Origin of the sequence: Micromonospora sp. WMMD961 (assembly GCF_029626145.1) — a bacterium.
Taxonomy (GTDB): domain Bacteria; phylum Actinomycetota; class Actinomycetes; order Mycobacteriales; family Micromonosporaceae; genus Micromonospora.
Genome location: NZ_JARUBJ010000002.1, coordinates 5466550 through 5485894, shown reverse-complemented (window position 1 = coordinate 5485894; position 19345 = coordinate 5466550). Strand labels below are relative to the sequence as shown.

The window sequence follows — 19345 nt, the reverse complement described above, 5'->3', positions numbered from 1 at the left end:
GATCATGCGGGGCCGGGAGTGGTCACGTCCGGTCCGGCCGGTTCGGCGGGAGGTGCTCAGCGCCCTTCCCGAGCACGAGGAGGGGCGTCCACCGCTGCTCTTCGTACCCGGGTTCGGGCACGGTGCGTGGGCGTTCGCCGAGCACTGGCTGGGTCACGCCGCGTCGCGGGGCTTCCCGGCGTACGCGGTGAGCCTGCGGGGGCACGGGGCCAGCGAGCCGGCGCCGGAGGCGACGCTGCGGGCGTACACCCATGATGTGGTCCAGGTGGCCGCGAGCCTGCCACGGCAGACGGTGCTGGTGGGGCACGGCGCCGGGGCGTTGGTGGTGGCGCACGCGTTGGCCCGCTACCCGGCGCGGGGCGCGGTGCTGGTGGCGCCCGTCTTCGGCGGTTGGGGAGTGCTGGGTGCGGCGCTGCGTCGTAACCCTGCGGGCACGGTGCCGGCGGTGTTCGGCGGGCCGTTGCGGCTCAACCGTGGGCAGCTGTTCAGCCGCGAGCTGCCCGACGAGGAGGCCCGCCGGCACGTCGGGCGGCTCGGTCGGGCCAGCCGTCGAGCGCAGTGGGCGCTGCTGGGGCAGCCGGAGGCGGAGCCGGCCGTGGGCGCGCCGCCGGTGCTGGTGTTGGGCAGCCCCGACGACCGGGTGGTGCCGGCGTCGACGTTGACCCGGGTGGCCCGCCGGTACGGTTCGGCCCCGCTGCTCTTCCCCGGCATGGGCCACGATCTGATGCTGGACGCGCGGTGGGCGGAGCCGATCGACGCGATCCTGGACTGGTTGGAGAAGGAGCCCGCGGCGCACTGAGGCCATCGGGCCGGCGGTCAGCCGCTGGCCCGGTGGTCCACCGGGCTGCCGGCGGGGCTGGCGGGTAGCGGCACCCGCGCGCCACCCTCCGGGTTGCCGTCGGTGCTGGACAGGCGGCTGACCAGAGCGCCGCCCTCGTCCAGCGCGCGCAGGTACGAGCGGGCCCAGGCCCGGATGTCGTGCTGGTGCAGGTGGGCGCGCATGGCCCGCATCCGCTGGGTGACGTCCTCCGGGCTGGCCCGCAGCGCCGCGCGCAGGCCCTGCTTGAGCCCTTCCAGGTCGTGCGGGTTGACCAGGTACGCCTGGGACAACTCGGCGGCGGTGCCGGCGAACTCGCTGAGCAGCAGCGCGCCGTTGTCGTCCACGCGGGCGGCGACGTACTCCTTGGCGACCAGGTTCATGCCGTCGCGCAGCGGGGTCACCGCCATCACGTCGGCGACCCGGTAGAGGGCTGCCAGCTCGGCCCGGTCGAAGGGCTGGGTGAGGTAGTGGATCGCCGGCTCGCCGACCCGGCCGAACTCGCCGTTGATCCGGCCCACCTCGCGCTCGATGCGCTCACGCAGGATCTGGTACTGGCCGACGCGTTCCCGGCTCGGCATGGCGACCTGCACCAGCACGGTGTCGCGGACCTTGACGTCACCGGTGGCGAGTAGTTCGCTGTACGCCTTGAGGCGCTGCTCGATGCCCTTGGTGTAGTCCATCCGGTCCACGCTGAGGATGACCTGCCGGGGATCGCCGAGGTCCTGCCGGAGCCGGCGGGCGCGGGCGGCCACGTCCGGGCGGGCGGCGAGCGCGCCCATCTCGGCGGTGTCGATCGAGACCGGGAACGCGCCGATGCGGACGACCCGGTCGTCGATGCCGATCCGCCGGTCGGTGGCCGGCAGCTCCAGCACCCGGGTCACGAGTTGGGCGAAGTTGTGCGCGGCCTGGGCGCGCTGGAAACCGACCAGGTCGGCGCCGAGCATGCCGCGCAGCAGTTCGGCCCGGCGGGGGAGCTGCATGAACAGCTCCGGTGGCGGGAACGGCACGTGCAGGAAGAACCCGATGCGCAGGTCGGGGCGGAGCGCGCGGAGCTGGCCGGGGACCAGTTGCAGGTGGTAATCCTGCACCCAGACCACCGCGCCCGGCTCGGCCACCTGGGCGGTCGCCTCGGCGAAACGCTGGTTGACCCGCTGGTACGCCTCCCACCACCGGCGGTGGTGCTCCGGCTGCTCCACCGAGTCGTGGTAGAGCGGCCACAGGGTGGCGTTGGCGAACCCTTCGTAGTGGTCGCGCAGGTCTTCCGCGCTGAGCGCGACGGTGTGCATCCGGACGCCGTCCACGTCCGGCAGCGTGGGGGCGGGCCCGGTGCCGCCGGCCCAGCCGACCCAGGTCGCCGGGGTGTGCCGCAGGAGCGGGTGCAGCGCGCTGACCAGCCCACCCGGGCTGCGCCGCCACTCGCAGGCCCCGTCGGGGGCCTGACTGTCATCGATGGGAAGGCGGTTGGCCACCACCACGAGGGAACTCTGTCGCATCTCGGGCATTCCGATCAGCAGAGGACTGACCGCCACGAGCAAGGGAAAACCGGTCAGTCAGCGGGGGAAGTGACGTACAGCGGTATTCCTACTGACAGTAAGTTACACCACTGTTACGCCCCCGGCGGGGCGCTGCCGTCCCGGGATGCGGGCCGAACTCAGACGACGGCGCCGTTGTCCGGGTCGTCCTCGTCCTCGTCGCCGGGGCGCAGCCGCCAGACCAGCGTGACGAAACCGGCCAGGATGCCGGTGAACCCGAACAGGGTGACCGCCGACCTGTCCACCGGGAGCAGCCACGGAAAGAGGAAGAGCACGAACCCGATGACCACGCCGAGCACACCGACCACCGCGTACTTGCTGACCCGGGGCAACGGTGGCGGCGGGGGCGGGTGGTAACCCTCGTCGTCCTCGTCGTCGGGCAGGTCCGCGCCGAACGTGTCCAGCCCATCCAGCAGCGACGGCTCGTCCGGTCGAGCGCCGCGACCGACCGAGATCCCCGAGATGTCGGTCGCGGAGGGCAGCCGGCGGACGTCGGTGGCGGTCGGGCCAGGCTCGTCTGCCCCGGAGCGGGCCAGCGGGCCAGCCGTCGGTTCGTCCCGCTCGTCGACGTTCTCCGAAGCCGGCCACGGGTGCTCGTCGGTCGACGAGGTGGTGTGGAAGCCGGCCACGATCCGCGCCCACTCGGCGTCGATGTCCGGTTCGTCGCGGGCCGGCGGCTTTTCCGGAGTGGTCTCGTCGGCGAGCTGGGTCAGATAGTCCCGTGCGGTGGTCAGATGCGAACGGTCGACGTAGAGCCGGTCGACCGGCCGGGCCGGAACGGTGGTGGTGCGGGTGACCGGGTTGAGATCGGCGGAGGGCTGCAGGTAGGCGGCGATCCCGCCGGCGGCCAGCACGTCGAGCAGGTGCTCACCGACGCGCGGATCGACGTCGCCGACGACGGCGTACTCGTTCGCGTCGAGCCCGTTGTCCCGCCGTCCCCGGCGGGCCCCACCCGCTGACACCCGGACATCCCCCTTAACGCGCCTTCCGGCGCGGCCACCCCTGCCCCTCGACGCCCGACGGCACGCCGTGCTCTGAATCGTGACACGTCAGGGCATGGTTCCGGGAGTGCGTTGTGTCGCGTCTTCCAAAGTCACGGCTGCTGCCGCAGGTCGCGGTGGGGGTCCTTTGTCCGTTCTTGCGCGACGAGTGCGATCTCGGTGCTCGTCGGTGCCCGGGCGGCGCTCGACACGCCGAGCGCCGTCCTGCTGGACTGTTGGCCATCGGAACGGAGAGACACGCGTGGCTGATGGTGAGTACGAGGAACTTGACGTCCCACAGCGGTTCCAGACCTTCGCGGACCGTCACCACCTCGAATACCGGCAGACGCCACCCGGGATCGCGCTCTATCTGGGCCTGGGCTCGACCTTCCTGGGGTTCCTGCTCAGCGTGGGCCCTGTGCAGCCCGGCGACCGGATCGTCGGTCACCTGATGCTGGGCGGCGGCGCCGTACTCCTGGTCGTGTCCCGGGTGCTGCACCGGCGCAAGCGGAGGCAGGAAGAGGAGCTGTACCGCGCGTACCTACGGTGGAGGAAGGGGCAGAGCGAATAGACGGCTGCACATCGAAGGGGTGGGACGATCTGGACGACCTCGGGCTACGGCACGTCACCCGGGCTGCGGCCTGGTTCATCCTGTTCGGTGTGGCGTTCGCCGTCGGCGCGCTGGTCCTGATCCCGGTGTCCGTCCTGGCCAGCGAGCGGGTGAAGGACCTGGCGTTCGACGTCGGTGACTGGTTGATCTTCTTCCCCTTCTGGATGGCTTCCGTGCACTCGGTGAAGGTGGTGGTGGTCTGGTACCTGCCGGAGCGCTGGTGGAATCCACGGAACCGGCTGTGGCGTGCGGTGCTGCTGACCCAGACGCCGGAGTACGTGCTCGCTCTCCTGGCGACCGCGGCCAGCGCGGTCTGGTGGTGAGCCCAAACCCGTAAGTGATGTGATCTGAGCCACGCATCGTCTCTGACGTGCGTCAGGTGCAGGTGGGCCCTTCGGCCCGCCTCGGTCACCTAACGTTACGAACTCGATCCACCTGAGTCGATCGGGTCAGCCCGAGCAGCAGGCGGGAGCCCCATTGGCCGACTCGATGGTCCGCCCGCCCGCTGATCGCACCACACTCCCGGTGACGAGAACCTGTCCGACGAATCCGACCGATCCGTTCCGGCGCATCGGTGCCCTTCGCGGATGTGTGTCCACAAACGATCACCGGTTTTAGGCCGCGCGCATCGCCTTGTCAATGCATTGATCGACGCATCCGGGTGTTCCTATGCTGCGCCGACATTCGGACTTGATACGGGGGCTGCGGTGGACGAACAGTTGGGCACCGGCATGTTCGTGGCGCTGACGGGTGGGGCCTTCGCCCGCTGGGCGCGACGGGTCGCGGTGCTGATGGCGGTGGTCCTCGTGGCGACCATGTCGAACGTGCCGGCCCGGGTCGGGCAACCCGCCGTGGCGGCGCCGAAGCCGGCAGCGCAGCCAGCGCCGAAGCCCGCGTGTCCGGCCGACCGCCCGGACGAGGTGTCGGCTGGCGTCGCGGCGAAGTTGTGTGTCGGGCGGGTGGAGGTGGCGAAACGCCGCTCGGAGACCACGCAGGTGTTCGCCAACCCGGACGGCACGCTCACGGAGGAGCAGGCGCTGGCCCCGGTCCGGGTACGCCTGGGCGACAACACCTGGGTGCCGGTCGACCTCACCCTGCAGCGTCGGGTCGACGGCACGATCGCGCCGAAGGCCCACTCGCGTGGCCTGACCTTCGCCGGTGCGGCCTCGGGCGGCGGGGAGCATGAGGTCGCCTCGCTTGGCACCGGCGCAGAGCGTGCCGGGCTCGCCTGGCAAGGCGCGCTGCCCGAGCCGGTGCTGAACGGACGCACGATCACCTATCCGGACGTACGCCCGGGCGTCGACCTGGTCTTCCACGCTCATGCGACCGGGTACGAGCAGCACGTCGTGGTCAAGGACCGGGCCGGCCTGGCACACGTTCGCACGCTGAAGCTGCCGCTGAACACCGGGAAGCTCACCGCTGCCGGCGACGGCATGGGCGGCCTGGTCTTCAAGAACTCTCGTGGCGGTCAGGTCGGGCGGGCGCAGACACCGTTGATGTGGGACGCGAAGGTGTCCCCGCTCTCCGGTGAGCGCGTCAATCACGCTCCGGTCGCCCTGCGGACGACGGCGGCTGGTGGCCGCACCGTCATGGAGCTGACTCCGGACAAGAGCTTCCTCGCCCGGACCGACCTGACCTTCCCGGTGACCATCGACCCGCCGACGTCGCTGTCGCCGTCGTTCGACGCGTTCGTGCAAAACACCTACTCCAGCGACCAGTCCGGGGCCGGTGACCTGAAACTCGGTTACTCCAACGACGGCGGCACCTTCTACGCCCGCTCCTACCTGCGGTTTAACACCAGCGGTTTTGCCGGCAGCCGCGTCGTCAGCGCGAAGTTGCGGCTGTGGAACTACCACTCCTGGTCGTGCACGGCTGCCTCCTGGGAGGCCTGGCGGACCGACACTGTCGACTCGTCGGTGCGCTGGACGAACCAGCCGACCGCTCGGGCGAAGGTCGGCACCTCGACCGAGACCCGCGGTTACAACTCCTCCTGCGGCGACGGCTACGTCTACGTCGAGGTCGGCGGCGCGTTGCAGCACAGCGCGGACAACAACCTGAGCAGCGCCAGCGTGATGCTGCGGGCCACCTCGGAGAGCTCCACGGCCGGCTGGAAGCGGTTCGACTCCGCCGAGGGCACCCATCCGCCGCTGGTGACCATCACCTACAACAGCGCCCCGTCCGCGCCGACCGCGCTCGCTGTCGCCCCCTGCTACACCGCGTGCGGCTCGGGTGCGCGGACCTCGTCGCTGCGTCCGACGCTGTCGGCGAAACTCGCCGACGCCAACGCCGGCCAGACCGTTCAGGCCGAGTTCGTGGTGCGCAACAAGGCCACCCAGGCGGTGGTCAGTTCGTCCGGTCTGCGCTCCGGCAGCCCGGCCTGGACGAATGGCTCGACCGCCTCCTGGCAGGTGCCGGTCGACCTGGTCAACGGCACCCAGTACGAGTGGCAGGTCCGCGCCAAGGACCCGTGGAACTACGGCGGTTGGACGGCGTGGACGCCGTTGACCGTCGACACCGAGAAGCCTGGCGTGCCGTTCGTCTCGGCAACGATCTACCTCAACGACGGGCAGCCGCACGGCGGCGCCGCCCAACCCGACACGTTCACCTTCACCCCCGCTGGCGGCAGCACCGACCTCGCCGCGTTCGTCTACAAGTTCGACTACGACAGCGCAGCGACCACCGTCGCGGCGACCGGCGCGAAATCGGTGACCCTCACCCCCCGCGACGGGCACCGCACCCTGACCGTGCAGGCCAAGGACTCCGCCGGCAACCTGTCCAACCCCAACCAGTACGTCTTCGACGCCGGTAACGCCGCGCTCGCCGAGCCGCTGCCCGGCGCGACGATCGTCAAGCGCACCAAGTTGCGGATCACCACCCCGGTCAGCGGCTACACCCGCACGTACTTCGAGTACCGGCGCGGACCCGGCGGGGCAACCCTGCCGGTGCCGTCGGCCAACCTCACCTCCGCCACCGGTGCGCCGATCACCGCCACCGCCGCCAGCCCGGTCGCCCTGTCGACACTCGGCGGGTACGCGATCTGGAACGCCACCGACACCCTCGGCCTGATCGGCGGCGTCGTCGAGGTCCGGGCGCACCTCTACACGGCCAGCGGCACCACGCCCGCCTACACCATCCCGTGGGTCCGGGTCAGCGTCGACTCCAGCGGTGACGGCGCCGCCGACGACGAGGTCGGCCCCGGCTCGGTCAACCTGCTCACCGGCGACTACTCGCTCTCCTCCACCGACGCCGAGGAACTGGGCCTCTCGGTCACCCGCGCGGCCTCCTCGCGCAACCCGGCCGACGGTTACCAGCCGATGGCGCAGCGCCTCACCCCCAACCAGCAGCAGGTCTCCACCGACCTGACCGGCTTCACCGTTCCCTCCACGTCGTCCGCGCTGCGCTCCACCGCCCGCGGTCAGGGTGAAACCACGCCGGCCGACTCGCTGGAGATCACCCCGGTCACCACGACCAGCAACGACACCTATGTGGCGGTCGGCGGCGACGGTGGCGGGATGCGGCTGAGCATGAGCCCCGGCAAGACGTACCGGATGACCGGCTGGATCTACGTGCCAGCCGCCACCGGGCTGGTGCCCGCGTACACGGCGCGAGGTCTGCGGATAGTCGGCTTCCACAAGGTCGGCAGCACCTACACCGAGGTCACCTCCGCGATGGCCGGCTACACCGACGGCTGGCAGGAAATCTCGGTCGACATGACCGTGCCCGCCGGGGCCACCGAAGCGTTCTTCCGGCTCTACAACGGCATGCAGGGCGGCTCCGGCCGCAAGGTCTACTGGGACAACCTCTCCGTCACCGAAGTCGTCGCTCCGTTCGGGCCGTCCTGGACCGGCGGTGCCACCGGCGGCGCGGCGGACGTCGATTACACCACCGTCACCCTGCCCGAGCCGTCGCTGGCCCGGGTGAACACTATCGGCGGAGGCTGGATCACCTTCGCCAAGAACTCCGACGGCACGACCTTCGCCCCCGAGCCGGGTGCCGAGGGTCTGGTGCTGAGCAAGGTCGGCAGCACCTCGTACCGGCTGAGCGAACTGGACGGCACGGTCACCGAGTTCACCCAGCAGGGTGGCGCGTGGGCGGCCACCTCCTCCTGGACACCCGAGTCGGACACCACCTCCCGCTACGTGTATGACACCGCTGGCAGCCGCCTGCTGCTGAAAAAGGTGATCAATCCGACCGAGCCGGGCGTCGGTGACTGCACCACCGCCACCCCGGCCCGCGGCTGCGAGGTGCTGGAGTACGAGTACGCCAACGCGACGACCTCCGGGTTGAGCCAAACCGTCTTCGGTGACTACACCGACCGCGTCTCCGGCGTGAAGCTGTGGGCCTGGGACCCGGACACCTCCGCGATGACCGCCACCCAGATCACCCGGTACGCGTACGACAACCTGGGCCAGCTCCGCGAGGTGTGGGACCCGCGGGTCACCCCGGCGCTGAAGACCGTCTACGAGTACGCGGGCGGCCGGGTCACCAAGGTCACTCCGGCCGGGGAGTTGCCCTGGAACGTCGACTACGGCAACCCTGACGTCGACTCCGCCGCGCTGCGGTGGGACCTCGACGCGGGCTCCGGCACGAGCGTCGCCGACTCCTCCGGAGGCGGCCGCACCGGCACCATGGCCTCCGGCGTGTTCTGGACGCAGGGCAACGACCCGGAAAACCCGGACGACCGGGCCGTCATGTTGACCGGCGGCACCGGTCAGCAGATCAGCGTCGCCGGCACCGCCCTGTCCAACACCGCCTCGTACACCGTTTCCGCCTGGGTGCGGTTGACCGACAAGTCCGTCAACCGCACCGCCGTGTCCAAGGACGGCTCGCGGACCAGCGGCTTCTTCCTCAACTACGTCGCCGCCGACGACCGGTGGGCGTTCTCCCGGGTGAGCGCCGACAGCGACAGCGCCACGCCCTTCCGGGCCACCTCCAACACCGCCCCGGTGCTCGGCAAGTGGACCCACCTCACCGGCGTCTACGACACCGCCAGCGGCCAGATGAAGCTCTACATCGACGGCGTCCGGCAGACCACCACCGCCGCCGTCGGCGGCTGGAACGCCACCGGCGGCTACGTCGTCGGCCGGGCCAAGTGGGCCGGCGCCGCCTCGAACATCTGGCACGGCGGCATCGACGACGTCCGCGTCTACGGCAAGGCGCTCACCGACGCCCAGGTCGCCGACCTGGCCGGCGACGAAAACGCCGGCAAGCTGCTCAAGGTGCGCCGGGCCGCCCTCCAACAGGGCTCGAAGACGGCCACCGACGGGGAGACCGCCACCACTGTCGTCTACAACGTCCCACTCACCCAGGCCGCTGGTGGCCCGTACAACCTCGACTCGGCCGCCATCTCCACCTGGGGCCAGGTCGACCTGCCCACCGACGCGACGGCGATGTTCGGACCGGAGGACAACCCCGGCCGCAGCAGTGCCACCCCTGCCGCGCCAGGCACCAACGGCTTTCAGTACGCCACAGTCCACTACCTCTCCGCCGGGGGTAAGGAGGTCAATACCGCCAGCCCGGGCGGGTATATCGAAACCAAGGAGTACGACCGTTTCGGCAACGTGATCCGGACGCTCGAGGCCACCGACCGAGCACTGGCCCTGGGTACCCTGCCTGCCGCCGCGACCTATCTGGCGGAGTTGGGTCTTGCCGGCTCCGATACGGCGACGCGTGCACTAGCGCTGTCCACCATCAGCACGTACGGCTCCGATGGTGTCGACCTGCTCGAAACGCTCAGCCCGACGATGAGCGTCGTCCTGGAGAACCCGGTGCCCGACCCGGACGGGGCCGGCCCCCTGGAGGCCGTGCCGGCGGGCACCACCGTGATCGGCCGGGCCCGAACGCTGAACACGTACGACGAGGGCAAGCCGGACGGCGCCGCGTACCACCTCATCACCAAGGAACGCACCGGTGTGCAGGTGGTCGGGTACCCGGACTCGGATGTGCGGACCACCACCTTCTCGTACGACGGCCACAGCGGTGGGGTGTCCGGCTGGGCGATCGGCAAGTTCACCACGATGGTCGCGGACGCGGGTGGTGCCAATCTGACCGCGCGCGGCGCGTACGACGCGACCGGCAAGGCACTCAAGTCCTGGGGGATCGACTCGTCCGGCTCGGACGCGCGAGCACGGGAGCACATCTACTACACGGTGGGTGCGAACGCGCAGGACGCCGCGTGCGGCAACCGGCCAGAGTGGGCTGGTCAAGCATGTGTCAGTCGTGCGATCGGGGCAGTGGTCGGTCATGACCCCTCCCGGATGACGACTGAGCTGCCGGTCCGGCGTGTGACCAGGTACAACCGCTTCGGCAGCGCCGAGGAGGTGGTGGAGACCGCCGGCGGTAAGACGCGGACCACTGTCACCACCCACGATGCCGCCGACCGGGAGGTGACCACCTCGATCACCGGTGACGAGGGAGTCGCGACGCCGGCGGTCACCACGACGTATGACGCGGTGACCGGTGAGCCGGCCGTGACCACGTCGGGCACCGACACGATTCGTCGGGAGCAGGATCTGCTCGGCCGGTTGGTCCGCTACACGGACGCCGACGGCGGCGTGACGGACACCGAGTACGACCGGTTCGACAAGCGGGTGAAGGTGAGCGACCCGACCGGATCGGTCACCTTCACCTACGACCGGGCGGTGGAGCCCCGCGGTCTGGTGACCAGTGTCGCCGACAGTGTCGCCGGGACGTTCAACGCTCGGTACTCGCCGGACGAGCAGCCGGTGCACGTGAGCTACCCGGGCGGCCTGACCCGGACCGACCGGCTCAACGCCAACCAGGAACCGGTCGAGCGGGTCTACACCCGCGACTCCGACGGGGCGGTCGTCTATTCGGAGTCGGTAGTAGAGAACGTGGCCGGTCAGCGGGTCGAGCACACCTTCACCGGCGGCAGTAAGCACTATTCCTACGACCGGCTCGGGCGCTTGACCCGTACCCAGCACGACAGCGCCATCATGGCTGGGTGTGTGACCCGGACGTACGGCCACGACAACCGCACCAACCGGAATCGGCTGTCGACCTTCACGCCCGCCCCTGACGGCGCGTGCGAAGAAAGCACCCTGGACACCGAGGAACTGCACACCTACGACACCGCGGACCGGTTGACGGACGCCGGCTACACCTACGACGCCTTCGGCCGTACGACCGGTATGCCGGGCGGGCTCACCAACGAGTACCACGTCAACGACCTGGTAGAGCGGCAGACCGTCGGTGACGCGCGACGGACCTGGACGCTGGACCCGGCGCATCGGTTCCGCGGGTACACCACCGAGACGCTCGTCGACGGGTCATGGGCCTCCTCCTCGAGCAAGCTCAATCACTACGGTGACGACTCGGACAAGCCGAGCTGGATCGTCGAGGACACCGCTCAAGGTCAGATCACCCGCAACGTGTCCGGGCCGGACGGTGACCTCGTAGCCACCACCTCAGGCGGTCAGGTGCAGCTCCACCTGGCCAACCTGCACGGCGATGTGGCCGTCACCGTCGACCCGGGGCTCACCGAGCTGGAGGTGTTCGACTACGACGAGTTCGGCGTGTCTGTCGAGGGGCAGGCCACCACCCGGTACGGGTGGCTGGGTGGCAAGCAACGTTCGGGCGACGCGTTGGGCGGCCTCCTGCTGATGGGGGTACGGCTCTACAGCCCGTCGCTCGGTCGGTTCCTTCAGGTCGATCCCGTCGACGGCGGTAACGCGACGGCGTACGACTACTGCTCCGGCGACCCAGTGAACTGCGTCGACCTGGACGGGAAGTTCTGGGGCCGGGCGAAGCGGGCGGCGCGAGGCGCGTGGAACTTCGCCAAGAAGAATCCCGGGTTGGTGGCCGCGACGGTAGCCGCCTTCACCCCGCCTCCGGTCAATCTGATCGCGGGTGGCGTCGCTGTCGCCTTCTCACTCCGCTCGGCCGCGAGCAACGCTCGGAAGGGCAGGTGGGGCGCGGCGGGTGCTGACCTCGTCACAGCGATCCCCGGCATCGGCGGCGGGGCTCGGGGCATTCGCTGGGGGATGACCGCCTACAAGGCCAGCCGGATGGCCAGGAAGGTTCCCAAGTACAAGGGATACCGAGGCGCCCGTGCGGACAAGCGGCCGTACGTCAGCAGGATGCACGCCAAGCGATCGATCTCCAAGCGCAGCTACCGCAAGATGAACCGGTGGGGCAACATCGACCGCAAGTACGCGCTGACGGCATCCTGGGCCTACAACCGGTGCGGCAGCTACAACCCGTGCCGCAACTCCCGTGTCTCCCGGTGGTCACGCCTCTACTAGCGGCGCGGTTCGACGGCACTGTTTGAACGACGGAGGGTAGCGAGATGGATCTGGCGATGGGGCTCACGAAATGGCTGGCGGGTCCCATCGCCAGGTTTGTCGACGCCGACGGCGAGACTGCGGGGGAGCGGCGTGCCGAGGTGATCGAGCACGCCGGCCTGCCGGGGGAATATCTGGACGACCTTGGCCTGCGGCACGCGACCCGGGCGGTGGCCTGGTTCATCCTGTGTGGTGTGGCGGTCGCCGTCGCCGCGGTGGTGGTGATTCCAATCTCCGTATTCGCGAACGAGCGGATGAAGGATCTGGCGTTTGACATCGCCGAGTGGGTGATCTTCTTTCCCTTCTGGATGGCGGCCGTGCACGCTGTGAAGATGGTGGTGATCCGGTACCTGCCCGAGCGCCGGTGGAATCCGCGGAGCCGGCTGTGGCGGGCGGCGTTGCTGGCGCAGACGCCTGACTACCTGCTCGCAGCCCTGCTGACAGCTGCCAACGCGCTGTGGTGGTGAGCTTTGGTCCCGGTTCGACATCGGTGCAAGGTTGATCTTCTTCCCCTTCTGAATGGCGGCCGTGCACTCGGTGAAGGTGGTGGTGGTCTGGTATCTGCCGGAGCGCTGGTGGAATCCGCGGAGCCGGCTGTGGCGTGCGGTGCTGCTGGCCCAGACGCCGGAGTACGTGCTCGCTCTCCTGGCGACCGCGGCCAGCGCGATGTGGTGGTGAGGTTCGGTGGAGATGAACCATGAGGCTGAGGTCCTGGTCGCCGAGATCCAGAGGTACGGGCTCGACCATGATCTGGTGATCTCCGTCGAAGTGCGTGAGGTTGACGGTCAGTCGGATGTGACGGACATCTGGCTGGACCTGCACGCGGAGGTGGGGCCGGAGGTCCTGGTTTCCCACGTGGCGAGTGATCCCCACTGCCGGATCAGCGTGCAGGACTTCACCTTTGAGGAGGTCGAGGGCCAGCATGTCCCGGAGTTCGTCTACCAGGCGTTCCAGGGTGAGAGAACGTTGGCGATCGAGGAGCGTCCGCTCTCCCGCTGGCGGGTGCTCCGCTTGCACGTTTCCGGCATTGAGTACGTCGCGACCGTCCGACTGAACCGAGACCCACTCGACGAGTGGGAAGTGGCTCGTCTCTAAGAGGATCACCTAGATGAATGTCGACCCGTTCATTCGAGCTGGCCCCGCTGGCAGATTCGCTTCGTAGGCCTGGCGGCGGCGTCCCCGGTGATTTTTCCGGCTCTCACCTGCCCGCCCATGGCACCACGCTCCCAGCGAGGCCGGGGCGCCGGCATGGTCGTCGCGCTGACGGGCGGGGCCTTCGCTCGCTAGGCGCCACGGCTCGCGGTGCTGATGCCGAAGGCGCACCCGCGTGGCTTAGCCTTCGAATTTAGGGTGAGTAGGTGGCGAGGCGGGTGGATCTGACAGACGAGTGGGCGCACGGGAGGACGCTGGCTGATCCGGGCAGCTTCGTGGTGCGCCTGATGGCCGCTCCGGTGGCCTGGTTGACGGCGCTGGCTGACGACGTGCCCACCCTGCGTCGGGAGTCTGTCCAGGCGCCCACGCACTCCGTCGAGGCGAATCTGCGGAGTCAGGAGCGGGCGTACGCCTGGATGACGCTTGCCGTGGCCTGGGGTGCAGCGGGCGTGGCGGTCGTACTCCTGATTGAACCGATGGTCGGGGAGGCGACGGCCGACATGGCGTTCGGCGTGGTCCTGTTCGGAGTAGCCTTCGCCATGCTCTGCGCTGGCCTGAGCGGGTTGCGGGCTGCGGTCGCCGATCGTTGGGGCTGGATCGTGTTTCCGGGTGACGCGGCGGAGAAGCCGGTCCGGCTGCGATTGGCCCGCCTGCCCGGCCAGAAGACGACTGTCCATCGACTGCGGGTGCGGGTCCTACGCTGGCTCTGTTGGCCGTCATCCTGGGACCTGCTGTTCGCGGCGGTTCTCGCCACGCCCTTCGGCCTGGCTGGCGCGGCCGGGTGAGGACAGGGCAGAGTCCGTAGTCGAGCACAGTGCCGGCAGCGGGTGAACCAGAGGAAGCATGGTCTACCGGTACGACCGGCTGGGCAAGTGGACCAGAAGCATGTCGCGAACCTCATGCCGGCAGAAGTCCTACAGGCGGAGCTGGCAATGGTGAACTCGGGCGACTCGGGGCGAAGGCTGTCGGTGTTGGGGCTCATGCTCCTTTTCACCGTGATCCTGTTGCCCGGCATCGTGGGCGAGGGAGGTTGGCGTGCCTGGATCGCGGTGCCCGCCAGCATCGGACTTGTCGTTGTCCTTTTGCGTGAACTCGCCGCTGTGATCCAACGACGACGGCGTCCTCCTCAGCCGGAGCGGCCGGACGCCTGACGGCGGACCGTCAGCCCGGGGCTTCGTCCGTTGTGGTGGGAGCGCTCGCTTCGTAGGCTCGTCGGCGACGGTGGCGTCCCGGCCCTGACGCTGTCGCGGGCACACCACGGGAAAGGACGCCGGTGCTCTACTGGCTGTTGAAGTACGTGCTCCTCGGTCCGCTGCTCAAGCTGATCTTCCGCCCGCAGGTGGAGGGGCTGCAGCACGTGCCGGCGACCGGCCCGGTGATCCTGGCCAGCAACCACCTCTCCTTCTTCGACTCGATCTTCATCCCGTTGATCGTTTCGCGGAGGGTCACCTTCGTGGCCAAGGCGGAGTACTTCACCGGCAAGGGGATCAAGGGCCGGTTGATGAAGATGTTCTTCGTCGGCACCGGCACGATCCCGGTGGACCGCTCCGGCGGTCAGGCCGCCCGCGCGGCGCTGGACACCCAGTTGCGGGTGCTGCGCGCTCAGGGAGTGGCCGGCATCTACCCCGAGGGCACCCGATCCCCGGACGGGCGGCTCTACCGGGGCAAGACCGGAGTGGCCCGGCTGGCCCTGGAGAGCGGCGCGGTGGTGGTGCCGGTGGCGATGCTCAACGCCGACGAACTCCAGCCGCCCGGCCGGCTCCTCCCGCGGGTCGGCCAGGTGCGGGTCCGCTTCGGCGCGCCCCTGGACTTCTCCCGCTACGCCGGCCTGGCCGGCGACCGGTTCGTCGAGCGCGCGGTCACCGACGAGGTCATGTACGAGTTGATGGAACTCTCCGGCCGGGAGTACGTCGACATCTACGCCCAGAAACTCAAGACGCCGGTCGCCGCCTGAGGCGGCTCAGCGACCGAGCTGCCTGAGGCGGCTCAACACGCGACCGCCGGCCCGGTCGGGCTGATCGGCCGACCGGCCAGCGCGAGCAGGCCGGGGGCGTCGTTGCGCAACGCGAAGGTGCGTACCTCGGCGCGGGTCTCCCGGGCGCCCGCCGGATCGCCGGCCCGGGTCAGCTCCGCCGCCGCGAACGCCAACGCCAGCACCCGGTCGCTCACGTCCGGAATCCGCCCGTAGGTCTCGGCGGCGGCCAGGTGCAGCTCGGCGGAGCGCCGGTGGTCGCCGTCCGCCGACGCCAGGGCCGCCGTCACGGTCCGCAACGCCGCCTCCGACCAGGGCGTGCGATGCCCGACCCGGCCGAGCATCGTGCGCACCCGCACCGCCGCGTCCCGACCGCTCAGAGCTGCGGCGTACGCGGCCGCGGCGATCCACTCCCCGCTGGCCAACGCCGGCACCGCCGACCAGCACCGGTCCAGTTCCTCGATCAGCTCCGCCGCCTCGGCCTCGCGCCCCTGCAAGGCACGGCACAACGCCGCCATGCTCAGCATCGTCCAGTGCAGCCGGTGGAACCCGCTGCGCCGTGCGGTGTCCAGCGCGTCGGCCAGGTCGTCCGGATCGTCGTCGTCACGCAGCACGAGCAGACAGCAGCGCAACCCGCGCACCTGCATGTCCCAACTGCCGGTGGGCGTGTCCACGAACGCCTCGGCCGCCGTGAGGAGCCGACCGAAGTCACCGTCGAACCAGGCGCGCATCGCCTCCGCCGAGTAGCTGGTGGTCAATGTCTGACCGCTGGCGGTCCGCGCCGGCGCGGCCGACAGCAGGGCGTTGGACCGCAGCCAGTCGCCCTCCTCGCGGATCGCGTAGGCGAGGTTCTGGGTGGCCCGGGGCAACGCCAGCAGTTGACCGGCCCGGGCGAACTCGACGATCGCGTGCAGCTCGTCCAGGCCCACCCGGTCGCCGGACTGGTAACGGGCCGTGGCCGCGGTGATCCGCGCGTTGGTGCGGGTCTCGGTCAGGCCCAACCGCTCGGCGATCTCCGCCGCGGTGTCCGCCGCCGCCACGGCCGGGTCCCGCTCGTAGTTGAGCATGTGCAGCCGGCCCATCTCCGCGTACGCGTCCGCCTTCTGCGGACTGTCCGGCAGCGGCTCGAACAGCTGCACCGCGCGGTCCAGGCAGGCCAACGCGTCACCACGGTCGGCCCGAAGCCAGGCGGCCTGGCCGAGCAGCGTCCACGCCCGGGCGGCGCAGGCCTTGTCGCCGTGCGACAGCAACCGGTCGGCGAGCGTGTGCACCTGCTCCGCCCCGCCCCCGGACAGGAACGCGTTGCCGTCGCGGTAGAACGAGATCTCGGTGCTCAACAACTCCAACTGGAGCCGACCCGTTGGGTCGTCGTCGTCGGCCAGGCCGAGAGCCCGACCCGCGTGGCTGGCCGCCGCGTCCAGCCCGTGCAGCGCGTACGCCCGGCGGGCCGCCCGGTGCAGCGCCTGCCGCGCCGGCCCGGCATAGCGCCGCACCTCCATGCCGAGCGAGCGGGCGATCTCGTGGGCCGCCCAGCGGTGGTGGGCGAGCACCTCGGCCAGGTCGGTGTCGCGGGAGTGCGACAGCGCGTCGAGCCAGTCCGCGGCCCGCTCGTGCCGGGCCACCCGCTCGGTACGCGGCAACCGCTGGTAGCAGACGTCACGCACCAGGACATGGCGGAACCGGAACTCCGCCTGCCCGGCCATCGTCGACGCGGACTGCTCGTGCACGAAGTCGCGCTGTTCCAGTCGGCGCAGCGAGCGCTCGACCGACTCGACCGGCTGCCCGAGCGCGGCGGCGACCGCGCCGGGCCAGAACTGCACCCCGACCACCGACGCGGCCAGCAGCACCGCGCGGTCCTTGGCGTCGAGCAGGTCCACCCGGTTGGCGATCACCGCATGCACGCTCTCCGGCATGGTCAGCTCAAGGTGCTTGTCCAGCGACCACCCCCGCCCGGACTGGCGCAACGCCCCCTGCTCGATCAGCATCCGCACGTACTCGTGCGCGTAGAGCGGGTTGCCGCCGGCCACCTCGATCAGCGGGCTCAGCATGTCGGCGGAGAACGCCGCCTGGCCGAACAGGTGCGCGTACAGGGCGGCGATGCCGGTGTCGCGCAGGGGTGGCAGGGTGATGGTCACCGAGCCGGTGATCGTCCCGGCCCAGCTCGGGTCCCGGTCGACCAGCTCCGGGCGGGCGGTACAGAGCAGCAGCAGCGGCACGTCGCGGGCCGCCGCCCCGAGCAGCTCCACGAAGCGCAGCATCGCGTCGTCGGCCCAGTGCAGGTCCTCGAAGACCAGCACGGTGGGACGTCGGGTGGCCAGCGCCAGCAGGAAACGACGCCACGCCGACTCCGCCTCCTCGGCCGGCAGTGGCGTGCCGGGCAGCCCGACCAGCGGGCGCAGCGCGTCCACCACCCGGTCCCGCTCGCCGGGGCCGATCAGCTCGCCCACGGCGGCGGCCAGTCGCTGCGCGGCGCTGCCCGCCGGGTCGGTGTCCAGGATGCCCGCCTCGGACTTGACGATGTCGGCGAGGGCGGCGAAGGTGACGTTCTCACCGAACGGTGGGCACCGCCCGGTCCGCCAGGTCAGCGGCTCGTCGACCAGCCGGCCGGTGTGCCGGTAGAGCTCCCGCAACAGCCGGCTCTTGCCGATGCCGGCCCGGCCGAAGATCGTCACCACCTGTGGTCGACGGTCACGCAGCGACCGGTGCAACGCGTTGACGAGCATGCCCAACTCGTGTTCCCGGTCGACCAACGGGGTGGTGTCCGGCTCCCGGTCGGTGGGCTGGCGACGCAGCGGGGACAGGGCCAGCCACACCTCGGTCGGCGACGACCGTCCGCGCAGGGTGACCGGGGGCTGCTCCTCGTAGCGGATCGCGTCCTTGGTGAGCGCGTGGGTGGTGCCACAGACCAGCACCCCGCCGGGTGGCGCGACGGACTGCATCCGCGACGCGGTGTTCACCACGTCGCCGGCCACGATCGCCTGCCCACCGTCGCGGGCGGCGGCCACGTCCACCAGCGCCTCGCCGGTGGCCACCCCGACCCGGAACCGCAGCTCGGTGCTGCCGGTCGGCGCGAACCGGGTGAGCACCCGTTGCAGTTCGAGACCGGCCCGTACGCAGCGCAGCGCGTCGGTCTCGGTGGCGATCGGGGCGCCGAAGAGCGCCATCACCGCGTCGCCGATGTACTTTTCGACCACCCCGCCGTACTGGCCGACCACCCGCCGGGCGGCGGAGAAGAACCCGGTCTGCATGCCGCGGACCTGCTCCGGGTCGGCCCGCTCGACGTACGGCGTGAAGTCGATCAGGTCCACGAAGAGCACGCTCACCCGGCGGCGGTCCTCCTGCGGGGTGGCTGCCGCGGGCCGGTCCGCGCCCGGTCGGGGCGACCCGCACGAGGTGCAGAACGTGACGTCCGAGGCGAGTGGGCGCAGGCAGTGCGGGCAGACAGCGCCCAGCTCGGCCCCGCAGCCACCGCAGAAGCGGTCGCCGTCGGCGGCCGTACGTCCACAGCGTCCACACTGCGCGGCGATGACACCCCCCCCAGAGGCGAACAGGTCGACGCCGGTGGCGTCCCCTGCCGGGAATTATCGCCCGCGCCCGCCGCTGTCAGGAACCGGCCTGTTGGCTTGTGGACAGTCCATCGGGGCGGAAGCGGACTACATTCAGTCCGCCACATGTCGATCAGCGACCAGAGGGGGACAGGTCAATGGTGTACGTCAAGTTGGAGAGCGACTGGACCGACGGCAACGGGGTCAGCCACTCCGCCGGCGATTCGGTGGACGTCGACGCCGCCACGCTCGCCACGCTCCAGGCCGAGGGCATCGTCAGCGAGCAGTCCCACGGCAAGGGCGGTGACAGCGCAGGCCCGGACAAGTGGGCCGGGCCGGGCAGCTCCGGGGTGTGACGCGCCGCCGGTGAGTCGTCGACGCGGCCGGGTCGCCCACGGGTGACCCGGCCGCGTCGTGCGTGTGTCGGGCGG

The 19345-nt window shown here is 70.5% G+C and carries 14 protein-coding genes; 11 read left to right on the top strand and 3 right to left on the bottom strand.

Going from position 1 to position 19345, the window contains the following annotated elements; all coding sequences use genetic code 11:
• Positions 1 to 4: 4 nt before the first annotated feature.
• Complete coding sequence (locus O7614_RS24705) at positions 5 to 799, top strand: alpha/beta fold hydrolase (RefSeq protein WP_278142368.1); 795 nt, start codon at positions 5 to 7, stop codon at positions 797 to 799.
• A gap of 17 nt (positions 800 to 816) precedes the next feature.
• Here the strand turns inward: O7614_RS24705 and O7614_RS24700 are convergent, their stop codons facing one another.
• Both O7614_RS24700 and O7614_RS24695 read right to left on the bottom strand, forming a co-directional pair.
• A complete protein-coding gene (locus tag O7614_RS24700) occupies positions 817 to 2313 on the bottom strand; it encodes a trehalose-6-phosphate synthase (protein ID WP_278140835.1) in 1497 nt (498 codons plus the stop codon).
• Positions 2314 to 2471: 158 nt separating this feature from the next.
• Positions 2472 to 3314, bottom strand: coding sequence for a DUF308 domain-containing protein (locus O7614_RS24695; RefSeq protein WP_278140834.1), 843 nt, complete (start codon positions 3312 to 3314; stop codon positions 2472 to 2474).
• Positions 3315 to 3594: 280 nt separating this feature from the next.
• Between O7614_RS24695 and O7614_RS24690 the strand changes: the two genes are divergently transcribed.
• The 9 genes from O7614_RS24690 (at position 3595) to O7614_RS24650 (ending at position 15351) form a co-directional block, all read left to right on the top strand.
• Positions 3595 to 3903, top strand: a complete 309-nt coding sequence (locus O7614_RS24690) for a hypothetical protein (RefSeq protein ID WP_278140833.1) — start codon at positions 3595 to 3597, stop codon at positions 3901 to 3903.
• Positions 3879 to 4265, top strand: a complete 387-nt coding sequence (locus O7614_RS24685) for a hypothetical protein (protein ID WP_278140832.1) — start codon at positions 3879 to 3881, stop codon at positions 4263 to 4265. Before O7614_RS24690 ends, O7614_RS24685 begins: the two co-directional genes overlap by 25 nt.
• A gap of 384 nt (positions 4266 to 4649) precedes the next feature.
• The gene (locus O7614_RS24680) at positions 4650 to 12206 is read left to right on the top strand and encodes a LamG-like jellyroll fold domain-containing protein (RefSeq protein ID WP_278140831.1); all 7557 of its coding nucleotides are present in this window, start codon (positions 4650 to 4652) and stop codon (positions 12204 to 12206) included.
• A 44-nt stretch (positions 12207 to 12250) separates the two neighbouring features.
• Positions 12251 to 12712, top strand: coding sequence for a hypothetical protein (locus tag O7614_RS24675; protein ID WP_278140830.1), 462 nt, complete (start codon positions 12251 to 12253; stop codon positions 12710 to 12712).
• A gap of 52 nt (positions 12713 to 12764) precedes the next feature.
• Positions 12765 to 12923, top strand: coding sequence for a hypothetical protein (locus tag O7614_RS24670; RefSeq protein WP_278140829.1), 159 nt, complete (start codon positions 12765 to 12767; stop codon positions 12921 to 12923).
• A gap of 6 nt (positions 12924 to 12929) precedes the next feature.
• Positions 12930 to 13340 (top strand): hypothetical protein, encoded by a 411-nt coding sequence (locus O7614_RS24665; protein WP_278140828.1) that lies wholly within the window; start codon positions 12930 to 12932, stop codon positions 13338 to 13340.
• Positions 13341 to 13615: 275 nt separating this feature from the next.
• Positions 13616 to 14182 carry a hypothetical protein gene (locus tag O7614_RS24660; protein ID WP_278140827.1) on the top strand — a complete coding sequence of 189 codons (567 nt, stop codon included), beginning with the start codon at positions 13616 to 13618 and terminating at the stop codon, positions 14180 to 14182.
• Between the two features lie 87 nt (positions 14183 to 14269).
• Positions 14270 to 14548 carry a hypothetical protein gene (locus O7614_RS24655; RefSeq protein ID WP_278140826.1) on the top strand — a complete coding sequence of 93 codons (279 nt, stop codon included), beginning with the start codon at positions 14270 to 14272 and terminating at the stop codon, positions 14546 to 14548.
• A gap of 122 nt (positions 14549 to 14670) precedes the next feature.
• Positions 14671 to 15351, top strand: coding sequence for a lysophospholipid acyltransferase family protein (locus O7614_RS24650; protein WP_278140825.1), 681 nt, complete (start codon positions 14671 to 14673; stop codon positions 15349 to 15351).
• 32 nt (positions 15352 to 15383) lie between these two features.
• On the opposite strand, the gene O7614_RS24645 is transcribed toward O7614_RS24650, so the two are convergent.
• A complete protein-coding gene (locus O7614_RS24645; protein WP_347404407.1) occupies positions 15384 to 18896 on the bottom strand; it encodes an adenylate/guanylate cyclase domain-containing protein in 3513 nt (1170 codons plus the stop codon).
• A gap of 176 nt (positions 18897 to 19072) precedes the next feature.
• Between O7614_RS24645 and O7614_RS24640 the strand changes: the two genes are divergently transcribed.
• The gene (locus O7614_RS24640; RefSeq protein WP_278140824.1) at positions 19073 to 19270 is read left to right on the top strand and encodes a hypothetical protein; all 198 of its coding nucleotides are present in this window, start codon (positions 19073 to 19075) and stop codon (positions 19268 to 19270) included.
• Positions 19271 to 19345: the final 75 nt, after the last annotated feature.